This window comes from Glycomyces sp. NPDC021274, from assembly GCF_040641195.1.
Taxonomy (GTDB): Bacteria; Actinomycetota; Actinomycetes; order Mycobacteriales; family Micromonosporaceae; genus Glycomyces.
The window spans coordinates 1-17,294 of record NZ_JBFADC010000016.1; the positions used below are offsets into that span (position 1 = coordinate 1).

17 protein-coding genes are annotated in these 17,294 nt (G+C 71.1%); 11 read left to right on the forward strand and 6 right to left on the reverse strand.

Features of this window, described 5'->3' with window-relative positions; genetic code table 11:
- Positions 1-23 precede the first annotated feature (23 nt).
- From AB0I03_RS24235 to AB0I03_RS24250, 4 genes are all read left to right on the forward strand, one after another.
- On the forward strand, positions 24-1,013 hold the full coding sequence (locus AB0I03_RS24235; RefSeq protein WP_360416691.1) for a sugar ABC transporter permease: 990 nt from the start codon (positions 24-26) through the stop codon (positions 1,011-1,013).
- On the forward strand, positions 1,010-1,822 hold the full coding sequence (locus tag AB0I03_RS24240) for a carbohydrate ABC transporter permease (protein ID WP_360416573.1): 813 nt from the start codon (positions 1,010-1,012) through the stop codon (positions 1,820-1,822). The genes AB0I03_RS24235 and AB0I03_RS24240 overlap by 4 nt, the downstream gene beginning before the upstream one ends.
- A 4-nt stretch (positions 1,823-1,826) precedes the next feature.
- On the forward strand, positions 1,827-3,725 hold the full coding sequence (locus AB0I03_RS24245) for a beta-L-arabinofuranosidase domain-containing protein (protein ID WP_360416575.1): 1,899 nt from the start codon (positions 1,827-1,829) through the stop codon (positions 3,723-3,725).
- A 123-nt stretch (positions 3,726-3,848) separates the two neighbouring features.
- Entirely contained in the window at positions 3,849-5,174 is a 1,326-nt protein-coding gene (locus AB0I03_RS24250) for a hypothetical protein (RefSeq protein ID WP_360416577.1), read from the forward strand.
- A 64-nt stretch (positions 5,175-5,238) separates the two neighbouring features.
- Here the strand turns inward: AB0I03_RS24250 and AB0I03_RS24255 are convergent, their stop codons facing one another.
- The 3 genes from AB0I03_RS24255 to AB0I03_RS24265 form a co-directional block, all read right to left on the reverse strand.
- On the reverse strand, positions 5,239-5,706 hold the full coding sequence (locus AB0I03_RS24255; RefSeq protein ID WP_360416579.1) for a GNAT family N-acetyltransferase: 468 nt from the start codon (positions 5,704-5,706) through the stop codon (positions 5,239-5,241).
- A gap of 68 nt (positions 5,707-5,774) precedes the next feature.
- Complete coding sequence (locus AB0I03_RS24260; protein ID WP_360416581.1) at positions 5,775-6,578, reverse strand: ABC transporter permease; 804 nt, start codon at positions 6,576-6,578, stop codon at positions 5,775-5,777.
- Complete coding sequence (locus AB0I03_RS24265; RefSeq protein ID WP_360416583.1) at positions 6,575-7,495, reverse strand: ATP-binding cassette domain-containing protein; 921 nt, start codon at positions 7,493-7,495, stop codon at positions 6,575-6,577. Before AB0I03_RS24265 ends, AB0I03_RS24260 begins: the two co-directional genes overlap by 4 nt.
- A 143-nt stretch (positions 7,496-7,638) precedes the next feature.
- Between AB0I03_RS24265 and AB0I03_RS24270 the strand changes: the two genes are divergently transcribed.
- The 6 genes from AB0I03_RS24270 to AB0I03_RS24295 all read left to right on the forward strand — a co-directional run bounded on the left by AB0I03_RS24270 (position 7,639) and on the right by AB0I03_RS24295 (position 14,886).
- Positions 7,639-8,838, forward strand: coding sequence for a histidine kinase (locus AB0I03_RS24270; RefSeq protein ID WP_360416585.1), 1,200 nt, complete (start codon positions 7,639-7,641; stop codon positions 8,836-8,838).
- A complete protein-coding gene (locus AB0I03_RS24275) occupies positions 8,835-9,512 on the forward strand; it encodes a response regulator transcription factor (RefSeq protein ID WP_360416587.1) in 678 nt (225 codons plus the stop codon). Before AB0I03_RS24270 ends, AB0I03_RS24275 begins: the two co-directional genes overlap by 4 nt.
- A 151-nt stretch (positions 9,513-9,663) precedes the next feature.
- Positions 9,664-11,064, forward strand: coding sequence for a hypothetical protein (locus AB0I03_RS24280; RefSeq protein ID WP_360416589.1), 1,401 nt, complete (start codon positions 9,664-9,666; stop codon positions 11,062-11,064).
- Between the two features lie 247 nt (positions 11,065-11,311).
- The gene (locus tag AB0I03_RS24285; protein WP_360416591.1) at positions 11,312-12,817 is read left to right on the forward strand and encodes an amino acid adenylation domain-containing protein; all 1,506 of its coding nucleotides are present in this window, start codon (positions 11,312-11,314) and stop codon (positions 12,815-12,817) included.
- Positions 12,814-14,106: a hypothetical protein gene (locus AB0I03_RS24290; RefSeq protein WP_360416593.1), complete on the forward strand. Its 1,293-nt coding sequence runs from the start codon at positions 12,814-12,816 to the stop codon at positions 14,104-14,106. The genes AB0I03_RS24285 and AB0I03_RS24290 overlap by 4 nt, the downstream gene beginning before the upstream one ends.
- A 15-nt stretch (positions 14,107-14,121) precedes the next feature.
- Entirely contained in the window at positions 14,122-14,886 is a 765-nt protein-coding gene (locus tag AB0I03_RS24295; protein ID WP_360416595.1) for an enoyl-CoA hydratase-related protein, read from the forward strand.
- Positions 14,887-14,916: 30 nt separating this feature from the next.
- Here AB0I03_RS24295 and idi read toward each other — a convergent pair whose 3' ends face one another.
- Positions 14,917-15,465 carry an isopentenyl-diphosphate Delta-isomerase gene (gene idi / locus AB0I03_RS24300; protein ID WP_360416597.1) on the reverse strand — a complete coding sequence of 183 codons (549 nt, stop codon included), beginning with the start codon at positions 15,463-15,465 and terminating at the stop codon, positions 14,917-14,919.
- A gap of 139 nt (positions 15,466-15,604) precedes the next feature.
- Between idi and AB0I03_RS24305 the strand changes: the two genes are divergently transcribed.
- Complete coding sequence (locus AB0I03_RS24305) at positions 15,605-16,108, forward strand: DUF4395 domain-containing protein (protein WP_360416599.1); 504 nt, start codon at positions 15,605-15,607, stop codon at positions 16,106-16,108.
- Here AB0I03_RS24305 and AB0I03_RS24310 read toward each other — a convergent pair.
- Both AB0I03_RS24310 and AB0I03_RS24315 read right to left on the reverse strand, forming a co-directional pair.
- Complete coding sequence (locus AB0I03_RS24310; protein WP_360416601.1) at positions 16,105-16,779, reverse strand: DUF6766 family protein; 675 nt, start codon at positions 16,777-16,779, stop codon at positions 16,105-16,107. The two genes, AB0I03_RS24305 and AB0I03_RS24310, sit on opposite strands and share 4 nt — an antisense overlap.
- Positions 16,780-16,878: 99 nt before the next feature.
- Positions 16,879-17,277, reverse strand: coding sequence for a hypothetical protein (locus tag AB0I03_RS24315; protein WP_360416603.1), 399 nt, complete (start codon positions 17,275-17,277; stop codon positions 16,879-16,881).
- Positions 17,278-17,294: the final 17 nt, after the last annotated feature.

Genomic DNA, 17,294 nt, shown 5'->3' on the forward strand with positions numbered 1-17,294 from the left:
CTCCCGCCACCGCGTACGCGGGTGTGCCAACCACCCCGCCCGGGGCCCCCCCGCCGGGGCGGCGGGCGCCCCCGGGGGGGGCGGCCCCCCCCCCCGCCGCACCCGGCCCGGGCGCCCGCCGCAAGCACCTCAGCGGCGCCTCGCGCTGGACCGCCCTCGGCTTCGCCGCGCCGCTCCTCGCCTACCTGCTCGTCTTCTACGCGTACCCGCTGTGGCGCAACGTGGAGCTGAGCCTCCACGACTACACGGTGCGCGCCTTCGTGCAGGGCGACCCCGAGTTCGTGGGCTTCGCCAAGTACGCGGAGGTCTTCGGCTCGGGCTCCTTCGGCACCGCCGTGCTCAACACCGCACTGTTCACCGTCGTCTCGATCGCCTTCCAGTACGCGATCGGCCTGGCGCTGGCGGTGTTCTTCCGCAACAACTTCCGGCTCTCGGGCGTGCTGCGGGCCCTGTTCCTCGTGCCGTGGCTGCTGCCGCTCATCGTCTCGTCCTCCACCTGGGCGTGGATGCTCAACAGCGAGAACGGCATCGTCAACTCCGTGATCGAGGCGTTCGGCGGCGAGCAGGTCAACTGGCTCACCTCGCCCGACACCGCGCTCACGGCCGTGATCATCGCCAACATCTGGCTGGGCATCCCCTTCAACCTGGTGATCCTCTACTCAGGACTCCAGCAGATCCCGCCGGAGACCTACGAGGCCGCGTCCCTGGACGGCGCGAACGCCCGCGAGCAGTTCTGGCACATCACGCTGCCGCTCCTGCGCCCCGTCTCCGCGATCACCCTGCTCCTCGGCTTCATCTACACGCTCAAAGTCGTCGACGTCATCTGGATCATGACCACCGGCGGGCCCGGCGACGCCTCGCTCACCCTCGCGGTCTGGTCCTACCGCGAAGCCTTCGGCACCGGGCAGCCCGACTTCTCGCCCGCCGCCGCGATCGGCAACCTGCTCATCGTCATCGCGCTGGTCTTCGGCTTCGTGCACCTGCGCATCCAGCGGAACGGAGCCCAGCGATGACCACCACCCGATCCTGGTGGAAGACCGGCCTCGGCCTCGTCTTCACCGCCGTCATGCTGTTCCCCGTCTACTGGATGGTGAACGTCTCCCTCACCCCCACCAACGAACTGCGCCAGACCAACTGGTTCCCCGTGCACCCCACCTTCGAAGGATTCGAGTCCGCACTGGCCCAGCAGCTCCCGGCGCTCGGCACCAGCCTCGCCATCGGCGCCGGCTGCGTCCTGCTCACCGTGGTCATCGCCGCGCCCGCGGGCTACGCGCTCGCGATCCTCAACCTGCGCGGCGGGCGGGCGCTCAACTTCCTGCTGCTCGTGGCGCAGATGGTCCCGGCGGTCGTCATGGCCATGGGGTTCTATGCGATCTACGTGCGCCTGGGCATGCTGAACACGGTGTGGGGCCTCATCATCGCCGACTCCACGATCGCCGTCCCCTTCGGCGTGCTGCTGTACACGACGTTCATGGCGGGCATCCCCAAGGAGCTCATCCAGGCCGCCCGCGTCGACGGCGCCGGCGCCTGGGGCACGTTCACGAAGATCGTGCTCCCGGTGAGCCGCAACTCCACGCTCACCGTCGCGCTCTTCGCGTTCCTGTGGGCCTGGTCGGACTTCATCTTCGCCTCGACCCTCAACCGCGCGAGCGAGTACGTGCCGATCACCCTCGGGATCTACCAGTACATCGGCAACAACACCACGCAGTGGAACGCGATCATGGCCACCGCCGTCGTCGCGTCGCTCCCCGCGGCGATCCTCCTGGTCGTCGCCCAACGATATGTGGCCGCCGGCGTGACCGCCGGGGCCGTGAAGGACTGAACCAGTGCGAGACCACACCGTGCCGGTCGACGCCCCGGGCCGCTCGCGCGGCCTCGGCGTCGGCGAGTTCCACCTCGCCGGAGGCTTCTGGGGCGGCCTCCAGGCCGCCAACACCGCAGCGACCCTCCAGCACTGCCTGGAGTGGATGGAACGCCTCGGCTGGATCGCGAACTTCGACCGCGTCGCCCAAGGGGACACGGGCGGGGAGCGGCCCGGCTGGCAGTTCTCCGACTCCGAGATCTACAAGCTCATGGAGGCCCTGGCCTGGGAGTACGGCCGCACCGGCTCGGCCTGGGCCGAGGAGACGCTGACGGCCCTGACCGAGCGCGTCGCCGCCGCCCAGGACGAGGACGGCTACCTCAACACCTGCTACGGCCATGCGGGCCAAGCGGACCGGTACGCCGACCTCTCCACCGGGCACGAGCTGTACTGCACCGGCCACCTGCTGCAGGCCGCGGTCGCGCGCCTGCGCACCGTCGGCGAGGACAAGCTCGTCGAGATCGCCAGACAGGCCGCCGACGAAGTGTGCCGCACGTTCGGCGCCGACGGGCGGGACGGCATCTGCGGCCACCCCGAGATCGAAGTGGGCCTTGCCGAACTGGGCCGGGCGCTGCAGGAGCCGCGCTACACCGAGCAGGCCCGGCTCTTCATCGAACGCCGCGGCCGCGGCACCCTCAAGCCCGTGACCCTGCTCGACGCCGCCTACTTCCAGGACGACCTCCCCGTCCGCGACGCCGACGCCTGGCGCGGCCACGCGGTGCGGGCGCTGTACCTGGCCGCCGGAGCGGTCGACGTCGCGGTGGACACTGAGGACACTGAGCTGCTGGAAGCCATTGAGCGCCAATGGGTCCGATCCGTCGAGCGCCGCATGTACCTCACAGGCGGCATGGGCTCGCGCCACCAGGACGAGGGCTTCGGCGAGGACTGGGAGCTCCCGCCGGACCGCGCCTACTGCGAGACGTGCGCGGGGATCGCCTCGAACATGGTGTCATGGCGGCTGTACCTGGCGACCGGCGACGTCAAGTACGCCGACCTGATGGAACGCACCTTCTACAACGTCATCGCCGCCTCCCCGGCCGAGGACGGGCGGGCCTTCTTCTACGCCAACCCGCTCCACCAGCGCAGCGCCGCAGCGCAAGTGCGCCCCGACGAGGTCAACCCGCGCGCCGAAGGCGGCGTGCGCGCCCCCTGGTTCGACGTCTCGTGCTGCCCCACCAACCTCGCTCGGACCCTGGCGAGCTGGCAGGCCTACGCCGCCTCCGTCGAGGGCGACCAGGTCTCGCTGCTCCAGTACGCGAGCGGCGACATGCGCATCGCCCTCGGCGACGGCGAGGAACTGGCCCTGCGGGTGACGACCGAGTACCCGTACGAGGGGACGATCCGCATCGAAGTGCTGGAGGCCCCCGATCGCCCGATATCGCTGCGACTGCGGGTCCCGCACTGGGCGGACGGCGCGAGGCTGGCGACCGACACGGGAGCGCAAGCCGTGGAGCCGGGCTGGGCGAGCCCGCAGCACGCGCTGCGACCGGGCACGGTCATCGTCCTGCGACTCCCGGTGGAACCCCGTTTCACCTGGCCTGACGAGCGCATCGACGCGGTGCGGGGCTGCGTCGCCGTCGAACGCGGCCCGCTGGTCCTGTGCGCCGAATCGATCGACCTCCCCGGCGAGGAGGTCATCGAGACGTTCCGGGTGGACCCGTCGATCCCCCCGCGCACTGCAGGGGAGGGCGCGATCGTGGAAGCGACCATGGCCGCGGCGACGAGCACACCCGGCGCACTGCCGTACGGCCCCAACCCGAGACGCTTCGACGCCGCGGCGACGTTGGAACTCGGCCTCATCCCGTACCACCGCTGGGCCCAGCGCGGCAGCACCGCGATGCGGGTCTTCCTGCCCACCGTGTGACCTTGCGGCCCTTGACCGGGTCGCCACCGGAGGCGCCGACCGCGCCTCCGGTGGCGGTCTGCGCCTACACTGACGCGCGATTACCCGGCACGGATGCAGAGCCGGCCAACTATAAGGCGTGACATGGGAATTCAAGTACGTGCAGGACTCGGGGCCGTCATGGCCGCCGCGCTGCTCCTCATCAGTGCGTGCGGCGAGGCGAACCCCGGCGACGACGGTGTGATCGACGAGGTCAGCTCGGAGGAACCGACTGAGGCGGCACCCGCGCCGGAGCTGCCCGCCTTCGACCCGCCCACCAAGTTCGATGCCGCGGCGCTCGTCGCCATGCCCCCCGAGGCCAGCGACAGCAAGGTGAGCATCGGCGGCACGAACATCCTGCCGCTGCCCGTGGCACTGAGCGGGACCACCGCGTTCGTCGCGTCGGTGAACCGGCTGCAGGTGGTCGACGCGATCACCGGCGAGGTCCTCACCACGGTCGAACCCGCCCTCGCAGCCGCCAACCAGCCGGGCATCGGCGTCTTCGTCGGATCCAACCCGACCGAGGCGCCCCTGCTCGCCGAGGTCGACGGCGCCGCAGTGGTGCTCGTGCCGTTCATCGTCGACCGGGAGGCGGCCGGGACGGAAGCGCCGGGCCGGGCGCTGGAGCTGATCGGCGTCGACGCCGCCACGTTCGAGCCCGTGCTCACCGCCACGGTCGACCTGGCCGACTGGGCCGACGACTCCTACAACTCGGTCAACGCCGTGGCTCTGGCGCACTCCGAGGGCGTCGTGGTGGTCGAGGTCTCAGGAGGGGGACACCAGACCATCGGCATCGACCTCGCCACGCGCGAGCAGGTGTGGACCAGGGACTTCGGCGTCGAGGTCGTCGCCGGCGACACGCTCATCGGCTGGCCGACTCAGGGCAGCACGGGCCTCGAGACGGGCATCGCGGGTCTTTCCGTCAAGGACGGCGAGCCGAAATGGCAGGGCAACATGGACTATGACGGCCACGGCCTCAAGCCGGCCGGCCCGAAGTACTTCGTGACCATCAAGGACGAGACCTTGAGCAGCACCGAGGACGCCTTCAACATCGTCGACGCCGCGACCGGAGCGGTCGTGGACTCCGGCCTCGGCGACTACGCCCTCATCGACTGCCAGTACGACGGCGCCGACACGACGATTTGCTTCCGCCGTGGCGAGGACTGGGCCGGGGCGTTCGACGCGAACACGAGCGAGTGGCTGTGGTCGCTGCCGGACGAGGCGGGCTCCAGGATCGCGCCGATGGTGACCACCGTCTGGCACGGAGCCGTCTACGGCCTCACCGAGAACGGGCCGGTCGTGCTCGACGCGCGCACCGGCGCGGACCTGGAGATCGCCCCCGGTGCCGCCCCCTACCTGGTGAACGAGTACATCGGGATCGCGGCCGACGAGGCGAGCGGCGGCGTCGCGGCGTTCCCCGCCACGGCCTGAACGAGGACTGGTCGCCCCCGCTCTCAGCTGGAGGCGGGGGCGTCCGGTCTGCGGCAGCTGCCGCTCAAGGACGCGGGAGCTCGATTTGGAGGAGCTTCGGCGAGGCCGCGAATCCGTTGCGGGCGTACACGGGTACCGCTCGGGTCGTGGACTGGACCGTGACCTTGTAGAGGCCGAGAGCGCGGGCCTCGGCGAGGGCCGCCGCCACGAGGCGTCCGCCCAGGCCTCCGTCGCGGGCTTCGGGGATCAGGTACACCGACTGCAGGTCGCCGGTCGCGCGGACCATCGCGTCCGGGGTCGGCGTCCGCGTGACGACCGCCAGCCAGGCCATGCCGACCACGGACCCGTCACGGGTCGCCACAATGCACCGGTGCGTGTCCACGTGCTGGCGGGCCCATGCCGCGAAGCCCTCCACGAACGCCGATTCCGTGGTCTGGGGCGTCTCACCGGCCTCCACCTCCCAGCGCCAGCGCAGCCCGGCGACGGCGGCGAACTCTTCGGGGCGGGCGGGGCGGACTTCGACGGTCTCCATGCCGCCCATGCTGACACGGGTCCGCCCCGGGCCAAGAGGCCCGGGGCGGGGGTTCCCATGGTGTGAGGTCAGACGTCGGAGCGTTTGATGCGCCAGGCCGCCGCGCCGAGGGTGGCGGCGATGTAACCGCCGAACACGGCCAGTCCGGCCATCGGCGAGAGCGAGTCGTCCGCCTGCGTCACCGCGGTGAACGCGTCGCCCGCCTCGGAGGGCAGGTACTGCACGACGTCGCTCCAGCTCTCCGGCACCAGCAGTGCGGCGACCATGGCCAGCAGGAACATGACGCCGAACAGCGTGGTGATCGCGCCGGGCGTGGAGCGCAGGAGCGCGCCGAGCCCGAGCCCGAGGAGCCCCGAGCCGGTGAGCAGGCCCGCGGTGCCGACGACCGCGCGTGCCACGCCCGGGTCGGACCATGAGGCGCCGCCGTCGCCGATGAGCGCCTGTCCCGCGGTGAAGACGACGGCCGACGCGGCGAGCGCCACCACGAAGACCACGGTGGCGAACACGGCGACCTTGGCCCACAGCACCGGCAGGCGCTTCGGCACGGCCGCCATCGAGGAGCGGATCATGCCGGTGCTGTACTCGCCGGCGGTGAACAGGACGCCGAGCGCCCCGAACGCCAGCAGCGCGAAGTTCGTGCCGGTGAAGCTCGCGCCGATCGGGTCGGTCGGCTCGTTGCCGGGAGGCCCGCCGGGGTCGCTGCCGTCGCCGTAGAGGGACGAGGCGAGGAGTCCGAAGCCGATGAGCAGCAGGGCGGCGATGCCCAGGGTGATGTAGGTCGAGCGCAGCGACCAGAACTTGATCCACTCGCTCTTGACGACGCGCGGCAGGCTGACCCGCTTGCGGGGGAGTGCGGCGATTGCGGTGGTCATCGGGAGGCTCCGATCTCGGTGGACTGGTATTCGACGGCGTCCTTGGTGAGTTCCATGAAGGCCTCCTCAAGGGACGGACGGATGACGGTGAGCTCGTGGACGGGGATGCCGGCGCCCGCGGCCCGGTCGCCGATCTCCTCGGCGGACAGGCCCGTGACCTCGAACAGGCCGCGGTCGATGCTGAGCACCGTCGTCCCGGGCCCGGCGAGGAGGTCGTGCAGGGCGTTCGCGTGCGGTGAGCGCACCCGGACGCTCTCGTTCGACGCGCTCTCGATGAACCCGCTCACCGAGACGTCGGCGATCAGGCGGCCCTTGCCGATCACGATGAGGTGCTCGGCGGTCAGCGCCATCTCGCTCATCAGGTGCGAGGAGACGAACACGGTCCGCCCCTGCTCGGCGAGGCCGCGCATGAGGTTGCGGATCCACAGCACGCCTTCGGGGTCGAGGCCGTTCGTCGGCTCGTCGAGGATGACCACCTCGGGGTCGCCGAGCAGCGCCGACGCGATGCCGAGCCGCTGGCCCATGCCCAGGGAGAACCCGCCGACCCGCTTGCGGGCCACCTCGTGCAGGCCGACGATGTCGATCACCTCGTGCACACGGGACTTCGGCACGCCGGTGGTGGCGGCGAGGGCGAGCAGGTGGTGGTAGGCGGTGCGTCCGGTGTGGACGGCCTTCGCGTCGAGCAGCGCGCCGGCCTGGAACATCGGGTCGGGGTGCTCGGCGTAGGGGCGGCCGTTCACCGTGGCCGTGCCGGAGGTGGGCCGGTCGAGGCCGAGGATCATGCGCATCGTCGTCGACTTGCCGGAGCCGTTCGGTCCGAGGAAGCCGGTCACGATGCCGGGTTTGACGTGGAAGCTGAGGCCGTCGACGGCGGTCTTGTCGCCGTAGCGCTTGGTGAGGTCGTGTACTTCGATCATGCGTCAAGTCTCGGATCGGGCGCCGGTAATCGTCGTCGTCCGAGCGCGGGCGAGTGCACTACCGCAGTTGCAGTAGCCGCGGCGTGCACCGCTACTGCGCGTGGACGATGACCTGGGAACTCGTTCGCGCGTACGATTTCGGCATGGCATGGGGGACGGTCCGGGCGTGGACGCGCAGGCACGCGACGCTCATCGACACGGTGTTCGCGGTCGTGTTCGTCGGGCTGTTCTTCATGGGCTACTTCTTCGGCGACAGCGACGGGCACGGCCCGCGCGGCATCGCCATCGCCGACTCGGGCCCCGCGCATGCCGTCGCCGGCGCCACCGCCCTGTTCGCGCTCGCGGCCCGCCGGCGCTGGCCCGCGCGGCTGCTCGTCTTCGACACGGCGGTCTCGGTCGGCATCATGGTCGCCACCGGGTACCGCCACCCGCTGCTGATCGTGACCTGGCTGATCGTGGCCTACACGTTCGCGCGGCGCACCCCGCGGCGCCGGGCGTGGCTCGTCGCGGGCGCCTGCATCGCGGCCATGTTCCTCGCCGCCGGCGCGTTCGGCGGCAGCGGCTGGGTCGCACCGGACAACTTCGGTTTCACCGCGTGGGCGATCGCGATGGTGGCAATCGCGGACGCCGCACGCAGCCGCCGCGCCTACATCGACGAGGTCGAGGAGCGCGCCCGCCGCGCCGAGGCGACGCGCGAAGAGGAGGCCCGCCGCCGCGTCGCCGAGGAGCGGCTGCGGATCGCCCGGGAACTCCATGACGTTGTGGCCCACCACATCGCGGTGATCAACGTGCAGGCCGGGGCCGCCGCGCACGTGCTCCAGACCCGCCCGGAGGCGGTCGGGCCCGCGCTGGCGCACATCCGGCGCGCGGCGGACACGGTGATGCAGGAGCTCGGCTCGGTCGTCGGCGTCCTCCGCGGCGACGACGGCGGCGGGCTCGACGAGTCCACCGAGCCGACCCGCGGCCTGGCCCGCCTCGCCGAACTGCTCGACTCCTTCGCCGCCGCGGGCCTGCAGGTCGAGCACCGCCAGAGCGGCACCGTGCGCGACCTGCCCGCGGTGGTCGACCTGGCCGCGTACCGGATCGTGCAGGAGTCGCTGACGAACGCCCACAAGTACGGCACCGGCCGGGCGCGCCTGGCGATCACGTACGCGCCGGACGCGGTCCAGATCGATGTGGACAATGCGATCGCCAAGGACGCCGAGCCGAACGGCTCCGGGTACGGTCTCGTCGGGATGCGCGAACGGGCCGCCGCCACTGGCGGCACGGTCACCGCCGGGGCCGAAGGCGACCGCTTCGCCGTCCACGCCGAACTGCCCGCCACCGCGAAGGAGACGCCGTGACCATCCGAGTCCTGCTGGCCGACGACCAGGCGCTCATCCGCGCGGGCTTCGCCCTCATCATCGGCTCCGAGCCCGACCTGGAGGTCGTGGGGGAGGCCCGCAACGGCCGCGAGGCGGTCGAACTGGCCCGCTCCGAACGCGCCGACGTCGTCCTCATGGACATCCGCATGCCCGAGGTCGACGGCATCGAGGCCACGAAGCGGATCGCCGCCGACGAGGACCTCGCGGGCGTGCGCATCCTCGTCCTCACCACCTTCGAGAACGACGACAACGTGGTCCTCGCCCTCCGCGCCGGCGCGAGCGGCTTCCTCGGCAAAGGCGTCGAACCGGCCGACCTCGTGCGCGCCATCCGGGTCGTCGCCGGCGGCGAGGCCCTCCTCTCGCCCAAGGCGACCCGCAGCATGATCGGCCGCTTCCTCAGCCAGAACGAACCGGGCCCCCTCCCGAGCCCCGAACCCCTTGCGGCCCTGACCGAACGCGAACGCGAAGTCCTCGCCCTCGCCGCCCACGGCCTCTCCAACGACGACATCGCCGCGAAGCTCTACCTCTCGCCCCTCACCGCCAAGACCCACGTCAACCGCGCCATGACCAAACTCGGCGCCCGCGACCGCGCCCAACTCGTCGTCATCGCCTACCAGGCAGGCCTGGTCCGACCCGGCGACCCCCTGCCCTAGCCGGTGTCCGACCCGCCCCTGAGCCTCGCCGTCGCCCTGCCCGGATCGGCCGAAAGACCGAGGGGCGAGGCCGGATACGGACCGAACGGCCGAAGCCGCCGGGACGGGCCCGGTGCCAGCATTCCCTGGTGAACACCACAGCGGCGAGCCGATGACCGAACCGGTCCCGGGACTGAGCATGTCCCCCTTGGAGATCCTGGCCGTGCTCGGCGCGATCGCGGTCGTGATCGCCCGCTGGCTGCCGCCCCGCGCCCGCAGGCCGGTCCTGTACTCGGGTGCGGCGGCGGTCGCGGTCGCCGGCGTCGTCCTCGCGGTGGTGGGACTGCGCTGGCAGCTGGTCTCGGTCCTCGCGGTCACCGCGCTCGTCCTGGCCGTCGCCGTCGCACGGCGGCGGCGCGGCCGGATGCGCCGGCGGTTCGCGGTACCGGGTACGGCCGTCTGCCTGCTCGTCCTCGCCGCCACACCGGTGGCGACCTGGGCGCTGCCGGTCCCGGTCTACCCCGAGCCCACCGGCGAGCACGCGGTCGGCACTGCCGTCTTCGAGTGGACCGACGAGTCCCGCGCCGAGCCGTTCACCGAGGACCCGGACGACCACCGCACGGTCGTCGTCCAGCTCTGGTACCCCGCCGACGCCGCGGAGGACGCCGAACGCGCCATCGGCGGCAGGCCCACACTCGAAGAGTCGCAGGCGATCACGCAAGCCTCCGCCGAGCTCTTCGGCATCCCCGGGTTCCTCCTCGCCGACGCCGCCGCGGCCCCCTCGCACGCCGTCTTCGACGCGCCGGTGGCCGCCGGATCGGAGCGCTACCCGGTCATCGTGTTCTCCCCGGCCCTGAGCGCGACCCGCACCGCCAACACCGTCCTCGCCGAGGAGTGGGCCGGCCACGGCTACATCGTCGCCACCCTCGACCACCCCTATGACGCCGCCATGACCTATGTGGACAGCGAACCGGTGCATTCTCGCAACGTCCTCGACACCACCGATGAAGCCGAGATCGCCGTGATCAACCGCACCAACATCGAGACCCGCAGCGCCGACCTCAGCTTCGTCCTCACCCGGCTCGAAAGCCTCCCGGCCGACCTCGCCCAACGCATCGACACCGGCCGCGCGGCCGTCGCCGGACACTCACGCGGCGCCGCCGCGGCCCTCGCGGCGCTGGCCGCCGACCCCCGCTTCGACGCCGCCGTGCACATCGACGGCGGCCTCGAACCGACCCTCCTGCCCGGACCCTTCACGCAACCGGCGCTGTCGATCACCAGCCCGATATCCGCGGACCAGAACCCCGACTACCTGCCCACCCTCGACGCAGCACTCGCCCTGGGCGCCAACGAGACCTACCGCCTCGAGCTGCCCGACTCCGGCCACTTCTCCTTCGTCGACGCGGCCCTCTACTTCCCGCCCGTCCCCTCGGTGGTCGGCACCATCGGCCGCACCGAAGGCCTCCGCGCCACCGCCGACGCCACCATCAGCTTCCTCGACGCCACCCTCCGCGGGCAATCCATCGATCTTCCTGCAGCCCTTGAACAGCACGGTGACCTCGCGGTTCGATAGCGGGATCGGCGCCGCCGCAGGTGTGCCCGGCTTGGGAAGCATTGACTTGATATTGATTGAAATCTATACTATCTCTCGTGTGAGCGCTACCACACTGAGTGCGCGCACGAGCCGAAAGGGTTGGGATTCAAGCAGAAAGCACTGAACTGGCGGGTGACCCATGCCAAAAATAGACTACTCAACGCAACGAATCAACTACGTCAAGCGAACGGGTGGAACGACATGCCCCGGCGGCGCACCGTCCGGATTGGACGAACGGGACTCGCGCCTGTTCCGCCGGTTCGGATGGGGTCCCGCCCGTGCCGTCCCCCGAGTACCGATCCACGAGCTGATCGAACGGCACGCGGCCGTGCGGCCCGCGGCGACGGCCGCCGAGCACGGCGGCGAGCACCTCACCTACGGCGAGCTGGACCGGCAGGCCAACCGGCTCGCCGCCCTCCTCATCCAGAGCGGCGTGAGCCCCGGCGACCGCGTCGCGCTCGTCGTCCGCCGCGGGATATCGATGTGCGTCGGCATCCTCGCGATCTTGAAGGCCGGCGCGGCCTACGTGCCGCAAGACGCCAAGATGATCCGGAACCCGGCACTCCGGCACATCCTCGCCACCGCGAACTGCGCGGTCGTGCTCACGCAATCCGATGCGCCCGTGGAGCTCCCGCCCGGCGTCCTCGGCATCGACATCGACCGGGCCCGCGCCGAAGCGCCCGACGCTCCGGCCCCGCGCATCGCCCGCGACCCCGCGCGGGCCTGCTACGTCCTGTTCACCTCGGGCACCACCGGCACGCCGAACGGGGTCGCGGTGACGCACGCGAACCTCGCGAACCTGCTGCTCACCGAACCGGGGAACCTCGGCATCCGGCCCGGCACCACGGTCGGGCAGATCCTCAACATCGCCTTCGACATGGCCGCCTGGGAGATCCTCGGCTGCCTCGCGCACGGCGGCACGCTGCTCATCCGCGGCGACGACATCGGCGCGACCGCCCGCAGGGTGAACGTGCTGATCGCGACCCCCACGATCCTCTCGCGACTCGATCCCGATGCGTGCGAACAGATCCGGACGGTGGCCGTCGCCGGCGAGCCGTGCCCCCGCACGCTCGCCGACCGGTGGGCCGGGCGGGGCGTCTTCTACAACGGCTGCGGCCCGACGGAGACCACCATCGTGAACACGATGCAGCGCCACCGCCCCGGCGCGCGGCTCACGATCGGCCGGCCCACGCCCAACAACACCGTCTACCTCCTCGACGAGCACCGAAACCCCTGCCCGATAGGCGAAGTGGGGGAGATGTGGGCGGGCGGCGACGGCGTCTCCGCCGGCTACCTCGCCAACCCCGGGCTGAATGCCGAGCGGTACGCGCCCGACCCGTTCCTCGGCGGCGGGCGCACGATGTTCCGCACCCGCGACCTCGGGCGCTGGACCGTCGACGGCGAACTCGAGCACTTCGGGCGCACCGACGACCAGGTCAAGGTCCGCGGCTTCCGCGTCGAGCTGGACGCCGTGTCCGCAGTGCTCGAAGGCGTTCCCGGCTGCGTCCGGGCGGCCACCGTCAAGCTCGACGACCGGACCCTGGCCTCGTTCGTGCAGCCCGCCCATGTCGATCCGGTGCTCGCGCGCAAGACCGTCGCCGAAGCCCTGCCCTACTACAGCGTTCCGGCATCCATCCACCTGCTGGAAGCGCTCCCTCTCACCGATCGCGGCAAGATCGACAAGGCGCGCCTCCTGCGGCTCGCCCGCCTCGGACGGGAGGCGACGGCATGACGCAGCTGAAGCCCGACGTCAGCGACGACGTCGACCTCCCGCCGCTGCTCCCGCTCGCGCGGCGCGCCTTCAAGCACCCGGCGCTCATGCACTTCAACCGGCTCGCCGCCACCGTGATCGCCGTGAACCTCGCCGTCCTGATCGCGGCGCTCCCCGAGGGCATAACGGCCGAGTTCGCTTCGCGCGCAGCGCTGTGCAACCTCGCCCTGGCGGTGCTCATCCGCCGCCAGCGCCTCATCAACCTGCTCTTCCGGATGGCGACCGCCGCGCCCGTGACCTGGCCGCTGCGGGTGCGCTGGACGCTTGCGAAGGTGTACCACTTCGGCGGCCTGCACGTGGGCGGCGCGCTCGCGGGATCGCTGTGGTTCGCAGCGTTCGTCGTGCTGGCCACAGTGGAGCGAGCGCCGGGGGACGTGCTCGTCCTGGCGTACGCGATCATCGGGCTCTTCGCGGCGATGCTGGTGACGACCATTCCGAAGCTGCGGGCCAAGCGCCACAACCGGTTCGAGCTCGTCCACCGCTTCGGCGGCTGGCTGTCGCTGGTCCTCCTGTGGTGGATGACGATGCTCCAGATCGGTCACGGCGGCGAACCGGTATTCGCCGTACTGGAGTTCTGGGTGCTGCTGGTGCTCACTATCGCAATCGCGGCACCGTGGACGCGCCTGCGCCGCGTCCCGGTGGACGTGAAGCGGCCGTCGTCGCACGTGGCGATCGCACGGTTCACGCACGGCCGCAAGCCCTTCGCGGGCTCCTCGACGGCGATCAGCCGCTCGCCGCTGCGCGAGTGGCATTCGTTCGCGAACATCCCCTCGCCCGACGAGCACGGCTTCCGCTTGACGATCTCGCGCGCGGGCGACTGGACGGGCCGGTTCATCGACGATCAGCCCAGCCACGTGTGGGTCAAGGGCATCACGGTCGCGGGCGTCGCGAACATCGAGGTGCTGTTCCGGAAGGTCGTGTACGTGGCCACCGGCAGCGGCATCGGACCGTGCCTGCCGCACCTCTTGGCGCAGGAGGTGCCGGCGCTGCTGGTCTGGTCGACCCGCGCGCCGCGCGACACGTTCGGCGACGAGCTGGTCGACGAGATCCTCGCCGTCCAGCCGGACGCGCGGATCTGGGACACGGCGCAGCGCGGCAAGCCCGACATGGTGCGCCTCGCGGTCGCCGCCTACCGCGATTTCGGTGCGGAGGCGGTCATCTGCATCTCCAACAAGAAGCTCACCTGGCAGGTCGTCCACGGCCTCGAACGCCGGGGCATCCCGGCGTACGGCGCCATCTGGGACTCCTGAGAAAGGAAGACGACTATGCGACTGAAGATCGAACGCATCGGCCGGGTGGTGCGGGTGCGCCTGCACCGGCCCGAGGTCCTGAACGCCCTCGACGCCGCGCTGATGACCGAGCTGGTCGAGGCGCTGACGCCGCTCGACGCCGATCCGGGCGTCGGCTGCTTCGTGGTCACCGGCTCCGAGCGGGCCTTCGCGGCCGGCGCCGACATCACCGAGATGTCGGGGAAGTCGGCCGCGGACATGCTCGCGGAGGACTACTTCGCGGGCTGGGAGGCCTTCGCGGCCTTGCGGACCCCGAAGGTCGCCGCGGTCGCCGGATACGCGCTCGGCGGCGGCTGCGAGCTCGCGATGATGTGCGACATGATCATCGCGGCCGACACCGCGAAGTTCGGGCAGCCGGAGATCACCCTCGGCGTCATCCCCGGCATCGGCGGCACGCAGCGGCTCACGCGGCTCGTCGGCAAGGCCAAGGCGATGGACATGATCCTCACCGGCCGCCTCATCGACGCGGCCGAGGCCGAGCGGATCGGCCTGGTCTCCCGCGTCGTCCCCGCCGACCGCCTCGCCACCGAGGCGAACGAGGTCGCCGAGCGGATCGCGGGGTTCGGCAAGCTGGCGGTGACGGCCGCCCGCGACTGCGTCGACCGCGCCCTCGAGACCGGCCTGAGCGACGGCATCCGCTACGAGCGCCGGGTCTTCCACGCGCTCTTCGCGACCGAAGACCAGAAGGAGGGCATGCGGGCGTTCAAGGAGAAGCGCCAGGCGACCTTCAGCGGGAAGTGACGAGCGGGGGCACCGCGAGCGCGGTGCCCCTCAGCCGTTGAGCAGCCGCTCCACCGAGCCCCACCGCTCCAGCTGCGCCACCTGCAGCCGCGACCAGGGCGAGAGGTCCGAGTCGGCCCGCTGCGCCCGGGCGACGTACGCGGGCCAATCGATCCACTCGAAGTCGGCGACCTCGTCGGCGTCGGGCACCGGGTCCTCGTCGATCCGGCCGAGGTAGACCGGGCAGATCTCGTTCTCGACGACCCCGTTCGAGACGGCCCGGTACCGGAAGGTGGGCAGCGCGCACACCAGGTCACGGACGTGGACGCCCAATTCGGAGCGCAGCCGCCGGTCGACCGCGGCCTCCATGAACTCGCCCGGCCCCGGATGCCCGCAGCACGTGTTCGTCCACACGCCCGGGAACGCCCGCTTCGCGTCGGCGCGGCGGGTCGCCAGCAGCCGCCCCTCGGCGTCGAACCCGTAGCAGGAGAACGCAAGATGCAGCGGCGTCTCCGCGCCGTGCACCCGGTCCTTGCGTTCAGTCCCCGTCGGTATGCCGTCGTCGCCGAGCAGCACGACCATCTCCGTCGCTTCCCCCACACACGCCCCCGTAATCGATCGGGCACCGATGGTATCGCGCCGCCGCAGGCAGCGCCTCCGTCAACATGGCCGCCCTCGCTTGACGGCGCTAGCATTGGCCGCCTTGCCCCGATTTCAAGCTCGTCGAAGGACCCACCGCATGCGACGCCTGTTCAGCTTCCCCAATCCCGTGAACGAGGTCTCGGCCCGCCTCGTCGCCGGAGGCGTGGTCGCCATGAGTGCCGCCGCGCTCGCCTTCCAGCTCGAATGGCTGGTCGCGGTCATCGCACTCGGCTTCATCGCCCGCGTCGCCACCGGCCCGACCTTGAGCGTCCTCGGCCAGTTCGTGACCCGGGTCGTCACCCCAATGCTGCCCGCCGCCCCGAAGCCAGTCCCCGGCCCGCCCAAGCGCTTCGCGCAAGGCATCGGCGCGGCCTTCTCGATCACGTCGGCGCTGCTGCTCCTCGCCTTCGACCTCGATACCGCCGGCTGGATCGTCCTCGGCGCCCTCACCATCGCCGCCGCCCTCGAGGCGTTCTTCGCATTCTGCCTGGGCTGCAAGATCTTCGCCCTGCTCACCCGCGCCGGCCTCATCCCCGACTCGATCTGCGAAGCCTGCAACGACATCCGCGCCCGCACCGACGCCGCCCTCGAACGCGCCTAACCGGAGGTCTCGGTCGTCTCGTGCGAGGAGCCCACGGGCTTCGACTCGGGTGAACCGCGCTGGCGCAGGTAGACGCTGAGCACGGCGAGTGAGCCGACCGCGAGGAGCTCGGACTGCCAGTTCTGCAGCGTCCGGTTCCAGAACTCGCCGGAGCCGACATAGGCGCCCCAGGTCAAGGGATCCTGCAGTTCGGCGAGCTGGTCCGCGTTGTAGACGCTGAGGCCGCTCACGGACTGCGCGAACCACGAGATCAGGAAGATCACGCCCATCACGATGCCGAGCGAGCGCGAGAACACTGCGGTGCGCCACCCTCCCGCCTTCGCCCACTCGGGGGAGTCCTCGCTCGTGTAGCGCCCGAGTTCCTGCTGCTCGTCCGATTCCAAGCCGACCTGGTCAATCGGCTTCGACTCCGGAGAGCCCTTCTGGACGAGCCAGACGGTCGCGAACACGAACAGGAAGAACTGCAGGTACTCCGACTGCCAGTTCTCCGAGACGTTCACGGCGAAGTCGCTGGACGTCACGTACTCCAGCAGCGAGAGCTCCCGGCCGCCCTGCGAGAGCTGCCGGTCGTTGAAGTCGGACCGCCCGGCGAACGCCTGGCCGACCAGGGTGGCGAGGAACATGACGCCGAAGGCCAGGCTGAGGCCGTTGTCCCGCAGGAACCGCTTCATTTCCCCTCCTTCACAGGCGCAGCAGGCCCACTGCGATGAAATACGCGAGCCCGCCGAAGACCACGATCAGATACCCGAAGAACATGCAGCGCCGGTCCATCAGCCGCCCACCTCGCACACGTACGGGAGCTCGCCCTGCGGCTCGCAGCCGGCGGCGACCACCTTCCAGCCCTCCTCGAGCTCGACGAGGAACAGCACGTCAGCGTCGGTGCGGACCTGGGCGCGATCGCCCCACACGTCCACTTCCCCCACCGCGCCGCTCGGCAGCTCCTGCGCGCCCAGCGACGCCTCGCAGGACTCGCCCTGCGAGGCGGCGATCGCCTCCACGGTCTCGGGGGCGAGCGCCGCGCACGCCGCCGCCGCGTCGCCGCGCGCGATCGCGTCCGAGAACGCCGCAGCAGCGGCGGAAGCCCCGGAATCCCGCTGATCACCGCCGCAGGCCGAGGCTCCCGAGACCAGTGCCAGGCCACATGCCGTGGCCAGCGTCTTCCGAAGCATGTCCCAGAAGTTCCCTT

Coding starts and splice junctions, on each gene's coding strand:
- AB0I03_RS24270 (WP_360416585.1), top strand. CDS start 7,639: ATGGCATGGGGGACGGTCCGGGCGTGGACGCGCAGGCACGCGACGCTC.
- AB0I03_RS24280 (WP_360416589.1), top strand. CDS start 9,664: ATGACCGAACCGGTCCCGGGACTGAGCATGTCCCCCTTGGAGATCCTG.
- AB0I03_RS24295 (WP_360416595.1), top strand. CDS start 14,122: ATGCGACTGAAGATCGAACGCATCGGCCGGGTGGTGCGGGTGCGCCTG.
- AB0I03_RS24305 (WP_360416599.1), top strand. CDS start 15,605: ATGCGACGCCTGTTCAGCTTCCCCAATCCCGTGAACGAGGTCTCGGCC.
- AB0I03_RS24240 (WP_360416573.1), top strand. CDS start 1,010: ATGACCACCACCCGATCCTGGTGGAAGACCGGCCTCGGCCTCGTCTTC.
- AB0I03_RS24260 (WP_360416581.1), bottom strand. CDS start 6,578: ATGACCACCGCAATCGCCGCACTCCCCCGCAAGCGGGTCAGCCTGCCG.
- AB0I03_RS24255 (WP_360416579.1), bottom strand. CDS start 5,706: ATGGAGACCGTCGAAGTCCGCCCCGCCCGCCCCGAAGAGTTCGCCGCC.
- AB0I03_RS24250 (WP_360416577.1), top strand. CDS start 3,849: ATGGGAATTCAAGTACGTGCAGGACTCGGGGCCGTCATGGCCGCCGCG.
- AB0I03_RS24315 (WP_360416603.1), bottom strand. CDS start 17,277: ATGCTTCGGAAGACGCTGGCCACGGCATGTGGCCTGGCACTGGTCTCG.
- AB0I03_RS24265 (WP_360416583.1), bottom strand. CDS start 7,495: ATGATCGAAGTACACGACCTCACCAAGCGCTACGGCGACAAGACCGCC.
- AB0I03_RS24310 (WP_360416601.1), bottom strand. CDS start 16,779: ATGAAGCGGTTCCTGCGGGACAACGGCCTCAGCCTGGCCTTCGGCGTC.
- AB0I03_RS24290 (WP_360416593.1), top strand. CDS start 12,814: ATGACGCAGCTGAAGCCCGACGTCAGCGACGACGTCGACCTCCCGCCG.